The organism is Oscillibacter sp. MSJ-31, assembly GCF_018918025.1.
In the GTDB taxonomy this organism is placed as follows: Bacteria; Bacillota; Clostridia; order Oscillospirales; family Oscillospiraceae; genus Hominicoprocola.
In genome coordinates, this window is record NZ_JAHLPT010000002.1 from 88,988 (window position 1) to 102,037 (window position 13,050).

The following is a 13,050-nucleotide window of genomic DNA, read 5'->3' on the forward strand; positions in this document are numbered from 1 at the left end:
CATTCCATCAGTTAAGCCACTCTAACCGTATGGTAAAAAAGAAAAGGCGTCGATTCCGACCTCTTTCACGTTTTGTTGGTTAAGGCGCTCTAACCAATGTTCTTTTGAAAAACCGCACCGGCGGTTTACAGCTATACCATAGCATACTCCCGCCGCCTTTGCAAGTCTTTTTTTCGCGGATGAGAAAATTATTCCTGCCGGCAGGCGGAGCAGGACCGCCGCTTCGGCAGTCCCGCTCCGGGCAGTTCTGTTATTTTTCGATGCGGTAGCTTTCCCTTCCGCCGTAGATGTGTACCGCGCGGGCGCGGTAGATGTCCAGAACGGCGCTCGCCAGCGCGTCGGGATCGTGGCGGGCAAAGTCGCCGGACGGCGACGCCAGCGGCCGCTCGACCAGCTCGACGCCCATCTGCGCGATGCGTTCACGGTCGACCGTCAGCGCCTCCGCGCCCTCGGCGCGGTAGCGCTCCGCCAACTCCGGCGGGATGGGAGAGGAATTGGCAAGGCACAGCTCCACCATGTCCGCCGTACCGTGGCGCAGCAGCGCCGCCAGATGGTCGGCGGCGGTGTAGCCCTCGGTCTCACCGTCCTGTGTCATGATGTTGCAGACATAGATCTTCTGCGCGTCGGACGCGGCGATGGCCTCCGCCACGCCGTCCACCAGCAGGTTCGGGATGATGCTCGTGTACAGACTCCCCGGCCCGAGGAGGATGAGGTCCGCCGCCGCGATGGCGTCGAGCGCATCGGGGAGCGCCTTCGGGTGCGCCGGCAGAAGCTCGACGTGGTCGATGCGGCAGTCCTGCTGCTTTTTGAAGCCGAAGATATTGCTCTCGCCGACAACGTAGGCGCCGTTTTCAAAGGTCGCCGTCAATCGCACGTCCGTCGTCGTGACCGGAATGACCGTGCCGCTGATGGCAAGCACCTGCCCCATGCTGCGCACCGCCTCGTCAAACGAGCCGGTGACGCCGTTGAGCGCCGCGAGCAGGAGATTGCCGAAGCACTGCCCGCGCAGCGTTCCGCTCTCAAAGCGATAGGTCAGGAGCTGCTGCATGACCGGCTCGGTGTTCGCGAGCGACTCCATGCAGTGGCGGATGTCGCCGGGCGGCAGCATCCCGATGTCCCGCCGCAGCATACCGCTGCCGCCGCCGTCGTCCGACACGGTGACGATGGCGGTCAGATTTTTCGTGTATTTTTTCAGCCCGCGCAGCATGGTGGAAAGGCCCGTGCCGCCGCCGATGGCGACGATATGCGGTCCCTGCGCCCACAGCTGACGGCTCGGAAGCATCGCGCTCATACGCAGTCCTCGTTTCCGCGCCGCCCACAGCGGACCGGCGCAAAAGACTTTTCGATTTTTAAGGCAGCACCGCACAATTTGGCAAGCCGATCCGGCGAAGCGCGCAGACGCAATTGCGCGGCGATGCCTTAAGATTATACCACTTTCTTTAAGACTGCACAAGCACCCTTGTTTTTTTCACCGCCGCGTGCTACACTCAGGGCGTACTGTTCAGAAGTCGCAAAGAAAGGCAGATCGCTGTGCTATGACCTATTTCTGGGAAACCGTTGACACCATCGCGCCTGGCCTCGGCTGGCCGCATTTCGGCCCCTTCCATCTCGCCGTGCTCGCCGTTTTTCTTCTGCTCGGCGCCGTGCTCTGCCGCGGCTATTGCGGCATGGACACGGACAAGCGGCGCCGCTGGCGGCGCACGGTCGCGCTGCTGCTCGTCGCGGACGAGCTTTTCAAGGACTTCGGGCTGCTCTACGGCGGCAATTTCAGCCTCGATTACCTGCCGCTGCACCTGTGCTCCATCAATATCTTTCTCATCGCCCTGCACGCCTGGCGGCGGCCGAAGCTGCTCGACACCTTTTTGTATTTCGTCTGCCTGCCCGCCGCCTGCGCGGCGCTGCTCTTTCCGACGTGGGCCCCGCTGCCGCCGCTCAACTTCATGGTGATCCACAGCTTCACCGTGCATTTCCTGCTCGCGCTCTATCCCCTTGCGCTGACCCTCTGCGGCGACATGGACCCGCAGCCGCGCGCGTTCCCGCGCTGCTTTGCCCTGCTCGCGGCGATGGCTGTGCCGATCTGGTTTTTCAACCGTGCGTTCGGCACGAACTTCATGTTCCTCATGCGCGCCGACGAGGGCAACCCGCTCAAGCTCTTTGAGCGCTTCGGCAGCCATCTGCTCGGCTACCCCGTGCTCCTCGCCGCGGTCTTTGCCGTGATGTATCTGCTGCTGCGCGCGCTGCGCCGCCGCACCGCCGTGCCCGCCGGCAAATAAAGCCCTCCGCCGATCCGACCCGTCCCGCAGGGGACGGGTTGTTTCATTTGTGAACTTTCTGTATCATTTCATTTTCCCGCTTGACAAGAAAAAATGTTTCGGCTACAATACGCAGGTCAATAGGTCGCATACGACGTAATTTTATTTCCGAGGTGAGGAACCATGTGCAAACGATCCGTCCCCAGGGGACTGCGCTTTGCGATCCTGCAAAAAACCATACGCCGGCAGATGGACGAATACGTCCGCGGGACGGGGCTGACCGGCACGCAGGTCGGCGTGCTCGGCGAGCTTGGCCGTCTGGAGCGCGAGAGCGCGGGTGAGGTGACGCAGAAGGCGCTGGAGGCGGCGGCGCACGTCACGCATCCGACGATGACGGAGCTTCTGAAAAAGCTGGAGAAAAAGGGCTTTGTCACCTGCCGCACCAGCGAAAAGGACCACCGCTGCAAGGTCGTCTCCGCCACCGAGAGGGCGCACGAGCTGCATCATGCCATCGGTGTTTTCGACGATCGCGTGTTCACGGCGCTCTGCCGCGGACTGAGCGAGGGCGAGATTGCGGAATTTTTACGCATCACCGATGTGATGCTGGAAAACGCAAAAAATATGAACGACGCGCGGGAGCCTTTCCCGTGCGGGAGAGGATGTGATGCCGAATGATCCGACAGCTCACAAAATGTATCCGCGAATACAAAGCCCCGACGATCTGGACGCTCGTGCTCATTTTAGCCGAGGTCGCCATCGACGTTATCATTCCCTTTGAGACCGCCAACCTCATCAACGAGGTCAAGGCCGGCGCGGAGCTCGGCGGCATCATGCGCGTGGGTCTTGTGCTCGTGCTGCTGGCGATGATCTCGCTCGTGTGCGGCGGCGCGGCGGGCTTTACCGGCTCCAAGGCAGCGTCCGGCTTTGCCAAAAACGTGCGCCATGACCTCTTCACCAAGGTACAGAGCTTTTCGTTCGAGAACATTGACAAGTTCTCGTCCGCCTCGCTCGTCACGCGCATGACCACCGACATTCAGAATGTGCAGATGGCGTACATGATGTGCATCCGCATCGCCGTGCGCGCGCCGTTGATGATGATCTTCTCCATCATCATGGCGTTTATCATGGGTGGAAGACTCGCGCTGACCTTCGTGGTCATCGTGCCGGTGCTGGTCGTCGGGCTGTTCTTCATCGCGCGCGAGGCCATGCCCGCGTTCCGCGCGGTGTTCCGCAAGTACGATAAGCTCAACGAATCCGTGGAGGAAAACGTGCGCGCGGTGCGCGTGGTGAAGGGCTTCGCGCGTGAGAGCTACGAGACGAAGAAGTTCACCGCCGCAAGCGACAACATCCGCGGCGACTTCACGCACGCCGAGCGCGTGGTCGCGCTCAACTCCCCGCTCATGCAGCTGTGCGTGTACTTCAATATGGTGTTCGTGCTCTTCGTCGGCTCGAAGCTCATCATCACGAACGGCGGCACGACCATCGACGTCGGCCAGCTCTCCGCCATGCTCACCTACGGCATTCAGGTGCTCATGTCGCTGATGATGGTCTCCATGATCTATGTGATGCTCACCATGTCCGCCGAATCCGTCAAGCGTATCTGCGAGGTCTTGAGCGAGGAGTCCGCGCTCACCGATCCCGCCGCGCCGGTCACGACCGTCGCGGACGGCTCCATCGACTTCAACGGCGTGAGCTTCAAGTATTCCGCCGGCGCGGAGAAATACGCGCTGCGGGACATCGACCTCCACATCGCCTCGGGCCAGACCGTCGGCATCCTCGGCGGCACCGGCTCAAGCAAATCGACCCTTGTGCAGCTCATCCCCCGCCTCTACGACGTGACGGATGGCAGCGTGAAGGTCGGCGGCGTGGACGTGCGTGAGTACGATCTCGACGCGCTGCGCAGCGCCGTAAGCATGGTGCTGCAGAAGAACGAGCTGTTTTCCGGCAGCATCAAAGAAAATCTCCGCTGGGGCAATGAGAACGCCACGGACGCGGAGCTTGAGGAGGCCTGCCGCCTCGCGCAGGCGGACGACTTCATCCGCTCCTTCCCCGACGGCTACGACACCCACATCGAGCAGGGCGGCACGAACGTCTCCGGCGGACAGAAGCAGCGCCTGTGCATCGCCCGCGCGCTGCTCAAGAAGCCGAAGATCCTGATCCTCGACGACTCGACCTCCGCGGTCGATACGCGCACCGACGCGCTCATCCGCGAGGGCTTCAAGTCCTATATCCCCGAGACGACCAAGATCATCATTGCCCAGCGCGTCGCGTCCGTGCAGGACGCCGACCTCATCCTCGTGATGGACGGCGGCGCCATTGCCGCCTCCGGCACGCACGAGGAGCTGCTCAAGACCTCCGGGATTTACCGCGAGGTCTACGAATCCCAGACGAACGGAGGCGACGAGAATGCCTAAAGTGAATCCGCACGCCGATCCCACGCGGCGCGATCTCGGCCCCGCCGCGCTGGGGCGCACGGTGAAGAAGCTCTTTTCCTATTATCCCGTGCTCGCCCCCGTCACCTTTGTCTGCATTCTGTTCTCCTCCATCGTATCCTCCGTTCCCTCGCTCTTCACGCAGAACATCATCCAGATCATCGAAAAGTGGTATGTCAGCCGCGACTGGGCCGCCGCCAAGGCGGAGATCGTGCCCTATCTCACGCTGCTCGTCGTGCTCTACGCGCTCTCCATTCTCTCCATGACGGTCTACACGCAGCTCATGGCGTATATGACGCAGGGTTTTCTGCATAAGCTGCGCTGCGAGATGTTCGGCGGGATGCAGAAGCTGCCCATCCGTTACTTTGACAGCCACCAGCACGGCGACATCATGAGCCACTACACGAACGACATCGACACGCTCCGCCAGCTCGTCTCGCAGGCGCTGCCCGCGCTCATTCAGTCCGGCGCGATCGTGCTCGTGGTGTTCTCCATCATGCTCTACTTCAGCCTTTGGCTGACGCTGGTGCTCGTGCTCGGCATCATCGCCATGGTCGCGGTCACGAAGAAGATCGGCGGCGGCAGCGCGAAATACTTCGTCCGCCAGCAGAAGGCGGTCGCCTCCACCGAGGGCTTCATTCAGGAGATGATGGCGGGTCAGAAGGTCGTCAAGGTCTTCTGCCACGAGCAGAAGAGCATCGAGGACTTCGACCGGCTCAACGACGCCCTCTTTGAGGACAGCTTCCGCGCGCAGGCCTATGCCAGCGTCCTCGGCCCCATCATCGGCAACATCGGCAACATCCTCTATGTGACGCTCGCGCTCGTCGGCGGCGTGTTCCTGCTCATCGGGCTGCCGAACGTGTCGCTCTCCGGCAAGGCGCTGGACATCTCCATCCTTGTGCCCTTCCTCAACATGGCGCGCCAGTTCACCGGCAACGTCAACCAGCTCTCCCAGCAGATCAACGCGGTCGTCATGGCGGGCGCGGGCGCGCAGCGCGTGTTCGCCCTCATCGACGAAAAGCCCGAGACGGACGACGGCTATGTGACGCTTGTGAACGCCGCGGTCGCGCCCGACGGCACCGTGACCGAATCTGACCGCCGCACCGGTCATTGGGCGTGGAAGCACCCGCACGGCGACGGCACCCTCACCTACACCGAGCTGCGCGGCGACGTGCGCCTCACCGATGTGGACTTTGCCTACACCGAGGGCAAGGACGTGCTGCACGACGTATCCGTTTACGCCGAGCCGGGCCAGAAGGTCGCCTTTGTCGGCGCGACCGGCGCGGGCAAAACGACCATCACGAACCTCATCAACCGCTTTTACGACATTGCCGACGGCAAGATCCGCTACGACGGCATCAACATCAACAAGATCAAGAAGGCGGATCTGCGCCGCTCCCTCGGTCTTGTTTTGCAGGAGACGAACCTCTTCACCGGCACGGTGATGGAGAACATCCGCTACGGCCGTCTGGACGCGACGGACGAGGAGTGCCGCGCGGCGGCAAGGCTCGCCGGCGCGGACGACTTCATCACGCGCCTGCCGCAGGGCTACGACACGCTGCTGACCAACAACGGCGCGAACCTCTCGCAGGGCCAGCGCCAGCTCATCGCCATTGCCCGTGCGGCGGTCGCCGACCCGCCGGTGATGATCCTCGACGAGGCGACCAGCTCCATCGACACGCGCACCGAGGCCATCGTGCAGCGCGGCATGGATCAGCTGATGGAGGGCCGCACGGTGTTCGTCATCGCGCACCGCCTGTCCACCGTCAAGAACTCCGACGTCATCATGGTCCTCGACCACGGCCGCATCATCGAGCGCGGAAGCCACGAAAAGCTCATCGCCGAAAGGGGCACCTACTATCAGCTCTACACCGGCGCATTCGAGCTGGAATAAGCAGAAAATCGGGGGTGGCACGGGCCGCCCCCGTTTTTTCGTTTCTTTGCCCGAAAGGCTCTTGCTTTTTCACGCGGATACGCTATAATGACTTCTACGAACGTCCCGTCAGGCTCTCTGTCGGGGCGCTGCTTTCTCTCACGGAATAAGGAGCCTGCTACGCTTATGGAAAATAAAGTCACCGCCCGCAATCCCATCACGGAGGGCTGCATCTGGAAGGGAATGCTGCTCTTCGCGCTGCCGATCATGCTCGGCTCGCTGCTCCAGCAGCTCTACAACACCGCCGACGCCGTCATCGTCGGCCGCGCGCTCGGCAAGGCCGCGCTCGCCTCGGTCGGCGGCTCGTCGGGCCGCATCACGAATCTGCTCGTCAACGCCTTTGTCGCGCTCTCGTCGGGCGCGAGCGTCATCGTCGCGCAGCACTTCGGCGCAAGGGACACGCAGCGCGTGCGCCGGAGCATCTGCACCGCCATGCTGCTCTCGGTAGTCTGTGGCATTCTTCTCACGGTCCTCGGCATTACCTCCGCGCGGCAGCTGCTCGTGTGGATGCAGACCACCCCCGAGACACTCGACGCCTCCGCCTCCTATCTGCGCATCTTCTTCCTCGGCATGGTGCCGACCATGCTCTACAACATGGGCAGCGGCATCCTGCGCGCGATGGGAGACTCCAAGCGTCCGCTTTACTACCTTTTCGTCTGCGTCGTAGCCAACATTGCGCTCGACCTGCTCTTTGTGATCGTTTTCCAATGGGGCATCGAGGGAGCCGCCGCCGCGACCGCTCTTTCGCAGGTCGTGTGCGCGGCGCTGGTCGTGCGCGCCCTGCGGCGGCTGCCCGAGGAGCAGCGTCTGCTCTACGACCGTGAGGAGCTTGACCGCGGCATTCTCCGCCGGATGCTCCACGTCGGCATCCCCGCTGCCCTTCAAAGCTCGATGTATGGCGTCGCCAACATCGTCCTGCAGGTCGGCATCAATATGCTCGGCACGGACTCCATGGCGGGCTGGACCGCCTTCAACAAGTTCGACGACTACTACTGGCCCATCTCCAACGCCATCGGCATCGCCGTCATGACCTACGTCGGGCAGAACTTCGGCGCGGGCGACCGCGAGCGCGTGCACGAGTCGATCCACAAGGGGCTGCTCATCCACCTGACGACCTCCGCGCTCTTCTCCGTCATCATCTTCTCGGGTCGTTACCCGATGATGCACCTCTTCGTCGGCGACGATCCGACGGTCATCGCCATCGGCGCGCAGGTGACGGCGCTCATCGCTCCCTGCTATGTGCTCTTCACGCTCGTCGAGGTCCTCTCCGCCACCATGCGCGGCGTCGGCGACGCGGTGGTCCCCGCCGCCATCACGATGGTCTTTACCTGCATCGTGCGTCTCATCTACCTCTGGGGCTACGCCTTCTCGCACAACTCCAACCTCACCATTGCCGTCATCTACCCCATCTCCTGGGTGCTCACCAGCATCGCCTTTCTCCTTTACTATAAGTCCCGCAAATGGATGCCCAAGGGCTTCCATTTCTGAAAAACTGCGCGCAGAGCCGTTTTCGGCCCTGCGCGCAACCGTCGATTGACAAATTTCCTGCCCGTCTTTCTTGTCCGCAACCGCAAAAAGCGGTATGCTCTGCCCATCAAACAGGCGCCTTTGAAACGGAGTACGGCGTCGCCGGCATGGTGCGTGAGCGGCAGAGGGAGTACGCCCCCACCTATGCCCGCCTGAACATCACCGGCACCGTGCTGTGCATTCTTGCCGCCGTGCCGCTCTTCGCCGCCATGTGCGTCTCCGCCTCCGGACTCTTCTACATCGGCGCGGTCTGCCTGCTGCTCGCCATCGTCAGCGTCGGCTGCTTCGCCTTCGTGCTCGGCGGCGTGAACCACAGCACCATGCAGGCGCTTCTGGAAGAGGAGGACTACACCCGCGAGAACAAGGCGAAAAGCCCCATCGTCGGCGCGGTCAGCGGCATCTACTGGCTGCTCGTCACCGCCGTTTACCTCTTCTGCACCTTCGGCCCCATGGGCAACGGACAGCCGAAATACAGCTGGTTCATCTGGGCGGTCGCGGGCGTGCTCTTCGGCGCGGTCATGCTGGTGGTAAAGCTCATCGCAAGGAGAAAGTGACCGCCGCGCGGTACATAGAAAAATGTCCGTTCTCCGAGAGGACGGACATTTTTTGCGTTTTCGCCTACAGGCATTCGGCACAGTAGGCGCGGATGTCGAACGCGTCCAGCGGGCTGGTCGCCTTGAGGTAGAGCGGGTGGTGCGGGTGTCCCTTGACCGAGCGCCGCCCCGCCGTGTACCACTGCGCGCCGTGCCGCTCGCCGATGGCGATCATGTCGGCAAGGCAGTCCTTGAGATACGCGCGCTGCTCGATGATGTTTCCCCACGCCGCCCACACGGCGGGCTGCTCGGACAGCGAGAGGATGTAGTCGAACGCCTCCATGTTTGCGCGGTGGAGCGCCTCGTTGCACACGCGCTCCATGTCGTTCGGGCGCGTCGCCCGCTGGGCATAGACGTTGAACATGAGGAAGCTGTCGTAGCCGTTGTTTTTCGCCACGCGCTCCACCGACTGAAGCGTAGGGTCGAGCCGATCCGGCTCGGCGGTCGAGGGATTGATGCCGATGCACACGAGCGGCTTTTCCCCGCGCGTGCCGAGAAGATATCGGTACTCCGTGTAAAAATCCGGCACATAGAGCCATTTCTCCGCGTCGTAGCCGCCGGACTGTCCGCTGCGCGCCATCGCCTCGGCAAAGGGCAGGATGGAAAGCTCCGCGGTCGGAGCGCTCGGGATGTGCGGCATGGTCGTTCCTCCGTTCTGCCGCGCCCGCGGGGCGGCAACCGTTTTCCGACATTTTACCTCATCCGGCGCCGTTCGGCAAGCCCGCATTTGGGGGCTTGACTTTTTTCGTCTCAATGGTATGATTTGTATAACAAATCATACTTTTGAGGTGAATAATATGAACGCTCCGAACGGCAGACACGCATGGACCGTAACGGTCGGCGCCAAGGGTCAGATCGTCATCCCCAAGGAGGCGCGCGACCTTTTCCACATTCAGCCCGGCGATACGCTGCTTTTCCTCGCCGACGAGGCGCAAGGCATGGCGATCCCGCCCAAGGCCGACTTCGCCCGCCTGTTTGATCTCATTTTCGGAGGGAAAGCGGAATGAACATTGCCTTTTTCTGCATCCCCGCTCACGGGCACACGAACCCGACGCTCGCCGTCGTGCGCGAGCTGACCGCGCGCGGGCACACCGTCCGCTACTACACGACCGAAGCCTTCCGCGCGAAGGTCGAGGCCGCAGGCGCGGTCTTTGTCCCCTTTGATGCCGAGGCCGCGCGCCCCGGCATGACCGCCGCCGACGGCGCACGTCTGGGCAGCGACCTCACCTTTTCCACCAAGCTCATCGTCGACCTCACGCTCGCCGCCGACGACTGGCTCAGCCGTGAGCTGACCGTCCACCGCCCCGACGTCATCGTGGGCGATTCGATGGCGTTCTGGGCGAAGCTCGCCGCGAAAAAGCACGGCATCCCCTTTGTCAGCTCCACCACGACCTTTGCCTTCAACCGCTTCAGCGCCAAGGTCATCGGGCAGAACGGCGCGGGCTTCCTGCAATTCCTGCTCGCACAGCCGAGGATCAACCGCCAGCTCAAGCGCCTGCGCGCGGCGGGCTACGCGGTCAAGAGCGTGTTTGACATCATCGCCAACGACAACGAGACGGAAACTGTCGTCTACACCTCGCCGGAGTTCCAGCCCTGCGCCGACACCTTTTCGGAAAAATACCACTTCGTCGGTCCCCTCCTGCGCCCCGCGCAGTCGTCCTTTGAAAAGCTGCCGGGACGCTCCCTCATCTACATCTCGCTCGGCACGGTCAACAACGATGCGCTCCCCTTCTACTGTGCCTGTCTTGCCGCCTTCGGCGGCGATCCGCGCTTTCAGCTCGTGCTCTCCGCCGGCACGCAGACAGACCTCGCGGCGCTCGGCCCCATTCCGGAAAGCTGCACCGTCCGCGCGAGCGTGGACCAGATGGCGGTGCTCGACTGCGCCGACGTCTTTCTCACCCACTGCGGCATGAACAGCGCGAGCGAAGGGCTGTGGCACGGTCTGCCGCTCGTCCTCTACCCGCAGACGCCGGAGCAGCACGGCGTGGCGAACCGCGTCGCCGCGCTCGGCGCGGGCGTTCCGCTCACGGACCCCTCCGCAGACGGCATCCGCCGCGCGGTCGAGACCGCGCTCACCAATCCCTCTTACCGCGAAAACGCGCAGAAGCTCGCCGACGGCTTCCGCCGCTGCGGCGGCGCGGTCGAGGCAGCCGATGCCATCGAGCACGCGGCGAACTAAGTGATTCCATGCAAAAACACGCTCCCGCCGACAGCGGGAGCGTGTTTTTTATGTTATGTAAACTCTTACAGCTTCTTCTCGCGGTAGTCGTGCATGATGCCCGCAAACAGCTCGCCGGTGGTCGGCGGCGTGATGGTGATGGCGTTCGCGCCCGCGCGGATGGTCTCTAAAATGCTCTCCTCCGTCGGCCCGCCGGTAGCGATGATGGCTGCGTGCGGGTACTGCTCGCGGATGTGGCGGACGATGCTCGCGGTCTCCGCCGCGCCGGAAACATTGAAGATATCCGTCCCCGCCTCGATGCGGCCCTTAATGTCCGACCGGTCGGACACGACCGTCGCGATGACCGGAATATCCACCACGGATTTGATCTCCGCGATGACCTCGTTCGGCATCGGCGCGTTGACGACCACGCCGTAGGCGCCCTGATGCTCGGCCTGCATGGCAAGACGCACGCTGCGGCTGCCGTTGGTGTACCCGCCGCCTACGCCGACGAACACCGGCACGTCGGCCACGTTGATGACCGCCTGTGAGATCGACGCCTGCGGCGTGAAAGGATAGACCGCAATGATCGCGTCGGCATTGATGTTTTTGATGATGGCAGCGTCCGTGGAAAAGGCGATCGACTTGATGCGCTTTCCGAAAATGCGGATGCCGCTGCACTCGCTGATGCAGTGTGGCAGCGTCAGCCCATGGCTGCGCAGCGTTCCGCTGTAGCTCGGCACATATTTTCTCATGCTGCACCTCCCATACCGTTCTTTGCTTTATGATAGGATTATATTATACAAAAATCCGTATGGGAGGCCATGAATAAATTGTGAACTTTTGTTAAATCGTCGTCAAGAAACCTGCGCCGCGCAGGCTCTCCGCGTGGACGGCGCGGGTGTGCGCGATGGGCTGCCAGCTCCGCGTGCGGCTGACGAGCGAAACGAGCTGCAGCGGCAGCCACGCCGCCATGAAGAGCGGGAAGCCCGCGACCGTCCGCACAATGCGGCGGTCGCGGTAGCCGCCGAGGTAGGCCAGCAGCGCGGCAAGCGCCATCAGGCCGAGCGTACTCAGGGTCAGCGAGACCGCGCCGGTCAGCGCAAGAGTCCCCGCCGTCCCCTGCACGAGCGAAGAGAGAATTGTGAGCGTGAGCGGCAGGAGCGTCAGCGCCTGCAAAAACGGCGCGTTGACAATCAGCAGCGCGTCGAGCGCGCGCAGGGGCGCATTCCCCCGCAGCGCAGAGACAAGCGGCGCGTCCATCCTCACCGCCACGTCCATGATGCCGCTGCACCAGCGGCGGCGCTGGCGAAGCGATACGGCGAAGTCGTTCGGCGCTTCGTCGTAGGTCAGCGCGCCAGGGACAAAGCAGACGCGCACGCCGTTTGCCGCGCACTGCGCGGCAAACTCCGCGTCCTCGGCGATGGTCGAGGTGTTCCAGCCGCCGAAGCGCTCAAGCACCGCGCGGTGGACGGCAAAGCCCGTGCCGACCAGCTTGGAGGAAAGACCGCAGCTCATGCGGGCGCGGGAGAAGAAGGTGTCGAAGAGCGTGAAGTACAGCCCATAGCAGCCGGAGAGCCAGGAGTCGTAGGGATTCTTCGCGCGCATCGCGCCCTTGCACACCTGCGCGCCCGCGCAGAAGGCGTCGTTCATGCGGGCGAGGAACTGCTCGTCCGCGACGTTGTCCGCGTCAAAGACGCAGAAGGCGTCATAGCGCTGCGGCAGCAGCCACGCGACCGCCTCGTGCAGCGCGTCGCCCTTGCAGCGCACCGGCTCAAAGCAGCGGAAGATCTTCGCGCCCGCGCAGAGAGCCTCCGACTCGGTGTCATCCGTGCAGTTGTTGGGGATCACAAAAATATCGTAGAGCGCGTCGGGATAGTCCTGCTTTTTCAGGCTCTCCACGAGCGCGCCGATGACAGCCTCCTCGTTGCGCGCGGCAACGAGGCAGGCAAAGCGCGTGCGCGGCGCGCACACTGCATAGCGCTTTGGCTTTCGCAGCCCAAAGAGCGCCACGGCGAGGAACCACAGGCTCGCCGCCTTCAGCAGCAGCGTTAAAATCACGATCCACATATTAAGCATAAGAAAAGACCGCCTCTCTCTTGGGATGAGCCAAGCATAGCAGACGGTCTTTTGTTTTGTGCTTTGATTTTCTTTA

Annotated in this window: 12 protein-coding genes; 8 read left to right on the forward strand and 4 right to left on the reverse strand. The window is 62.8% G+C overall.

Annotated elements, in window-relative coordinates; all coding sequences use genetic code 11:
* Positions 1-250: 250 nt before the first annotated feature.
* Positions 251-1,291, reverse strand: coding sequence for a gluconeogenesis factor YvcK family protein (yvcK, locus tag KQI17_RS02235; protein WP_253285644.1), 1,041 nt, complete (start codon positions 1,289-1,291; stop codon positions 251-253).
* 244 nt (positions 1,292-1,535) lie between these two features.
* On the opposite strand from yvcK, the gene KQI17_RS02240 reads away from it, so the two are divergent.
* The 6 genes from KQI17_RS02240 to KQI17_RS02265 all read left to right on the forward strand — a co-directional run bounded on the left by KQI17_RS02240 (position 1,536) and on the right by KQI17_RS02265 (position 8,698).
* A complete protein-coding gene (locus tag KQI17_RS02240; protein ID WP_216494612.1) occupies positions 1,536-2,273 on the forward strand; it encodes a YwaF family protein in 738 nt (245 codons plus the stop codon).
* Positions 2,274-2,435: 162 nt separating this feature from the next.
* Complete coding sequence (locus tag KQI17_RS02245) at positions 2,436-2,927, forward strand: MarR family winged helix-turn-helix transcriptional regulator (protein ID WP_216494613.1); 492 nt, start codon at positions 2,436-2,438, stop codon at positions 2,925-2,927.
* The gene (locus KQI17_RS02250; protein WP_216494614.1) at positions 2,924-4,666 is read left to right on the forward strand and encodes an ABC transporter ATP-binding protein; all 1,743 of its coding nucleotides are present in this window, start codon (positions 2,924-2,926) and stop codon (positions 4,664-4,666) included. Before KQI17_RS02245 ends, KQI17_RS02250 begins: the two co-directional genes overlap by 4 nt.
* Complete coding sequence (locus tag KQI17_RS02255) at positions 4,659-6,578, forward strand: ABC transporter ATP-binding protein (protein ID WP_216494615.1); 1,920 nt, start codon at positions 4,659-4,661, stop codon at positions 6,576-6,578. The genes KQI17_RS02250 and KQI17_RS02255 overlap by 8 nt, the downstream gene beginning before the upstream one ends.
* Before the next feature lie 165 nt (positions 6,579-6,743).
* On the forward strand, positions 6,744-8,105 hold the full coding sequence (locus KQI17_RS02260) for an MATE family efflux transporter (RefSeq protein ID WP_216494616.1): 1,362 nt from the start codon (positions 6,744-6,746) through the stop codon (positions 8,103-8,105).
* Between the two features lie 146 nt (positions 8,106-8,251).
* Positions 8,252-8,698: a hypothetical protein gene (locus tag KQI17_RS02265; RefSeq protein ID WP_216494617.1), complete on the forward strand. Its 447-nt coding sequence runs from the start codon at positions 8,252-8,254 to the stop codon at positions 8,696-8,698.
* 64 nt (positions 8,699-8,762) lie between these two features.
* Here the strand turns inward: KQI17_RS02265 and KQI17_RS02270 are convergent, their stop codons facing one another.
* Positions 8,763-9,377 (reverse strand): DUF1643 domain-containing protein, encoded by a 615-nt coding sequence (locus tag KQI17_RS02270; RefSeq protein ID WP_216494618.1) that lies wholly within the window; start codon positions 9,375-9,377, stop codon positions 8,763-8,765.
* 157 nt (positions 9,378-9,534) lie between these two features.
* Here KQI17_RS02270 and KQI17_RS02275 point away from each other — a divergent pair, with 157 nt between their 5' ends.
* Positions 9,535-9,744, forward strand: a complete 210-nt coding sequence (locus tag KQI17_RS02275) for an AbrB/MazE/SpoVT family DNA-binding domain-containing protein (protein ID WP_216494619.1) — start codon at positions 9,535-9,537, stop codon at positions 9,742-9,744.
* Positions 9,741-10,916, forward strand: coding sequence for a macrolide family glycosyltransferase (locus KQI17_RS02280; protein ID WP_216494620.1), 1,176 nt, complete (start codon positions 9,741-9,743; stop codon positions 10,914-10,916). The genes KQI17_RS02275 and KQI17_RS02280 overlap by 4 nt, the downstream gene beginning before the upstream one ends.
* Before the next feature lie 65 nt (positions 10,917-10,981).
* Here KQI17_RS02280 and KQI17_RS02285 read toward each other — a convergent pair whose 3' ends face one another.
* Together KQI17_RS02285 and KQI17_RS02290 are read right to left on the reverse strand one after the other, a co-directional pair.
* On the reverse strand, positions 10,982-11,650 hold the full coding sequence (locus KQI17_RS02285) for a hypothetical protein (RefSeq protein ID WP_022018063.1): 669 nt from the start codon (positions 11,648-11,650) through the stop codon (positions 10,982-10,984).
* Positions 11,651-11,741: 91 nt separating this feature from the next.
* Positions 11,742-12,974, reverse strand: a complete 1,233-nt coding sequence (locus tag KQI17_RS02290; RefSeq protein ID WP_216494621.1) for a glycosyltransferase family 2 protein — start codon at positions 12,972-12,974, stop codon at positions 11,742-11,744.
* Positions 12,975-13,050: the final 76 nt, after the last annotated feature.

Coding starts and splice junctions, on each gene's coding strand:
- yvcK (WP_253285644.1), bottom strand. CDS start 1,291: ATGAGCGCGATGCTTCCGAGCCGTCAGCTGTGGGCGCAGGGACCGCAT.
- KQI17_RS02240 (WP_216494612.1), top strand. CDS start 1,536: ATGACCTATTTCTGGGAAACCGTTGACACCATCGCGCCTGGCCTCGGC.
- KQI17_RS02245 (WP_216494613.1), top strand. CDS start 2,436: ATGTGCAAACGATCCGTCCCCAGGGGACTGCGCTTTGCGATCCTGCAA.
- KQI17_RS02250 (WP_216494614.1), top strand. CDS start 2,924: ATGATCCGACAGCTCACAAAATGTATCCGCGAATACAAAGCCCCGACG.
- KQI17_RS02255 (WP_216494615.1), top strand. CDS start 4,659: ATGCCTAAAGTGAATCCGCACGCCGATCCCACGCGGCGCGATCTCGGC.
- KQI17_RS02260 (WP_216494616.1), top strand. CDS start 6,744: ATGGAAAATAAAGTCACCGCCCGCAATCCCATCACGGAGGGCTGCATC.
- KQI17_RS02265 (WP_216494617.1), top strand. CDS start 8,252: ATGGTGCGTGAGCGGCAGAGGGAGTACGCCCCCACCTATGCCCGCCTG.
- KQI17_RS02270 (WP_216494618.1), bottom strand. CDS start 9,377: ATGCCGCACATCCCGAGCGCTCCGACCGCGGAGCTTTCCATCCTGCCC.
- KQI17_RS02275 (WP_216494619.1), top strand. CDS start 9,535: ATGAACGCTCCGAACGGCAGACACGCATGGACCGTAACGGTCGGCGCC.
- KQI17_RS02280 (WP_216494620.1), top strand. CDS start 9,741: ATGAACATTGCCTTTTTCTGCATCCCCGCTCACGGGCACACGAACCCG.
- KQI17_RS02285 (WP_022018063.1), bottom strand. CDS start 11,650: ATGAGAAAATATGTGCCGAGCTACAGCGGAACGCTGCGCAGCCATGGG.
- KQI17_RS02290 (WP_216494621.1), bottom strand. CDS start 12,974: ATGCTTAATATGTGGATCGTGATTTTAACGCTGCTGCTGAAGGCGGCG.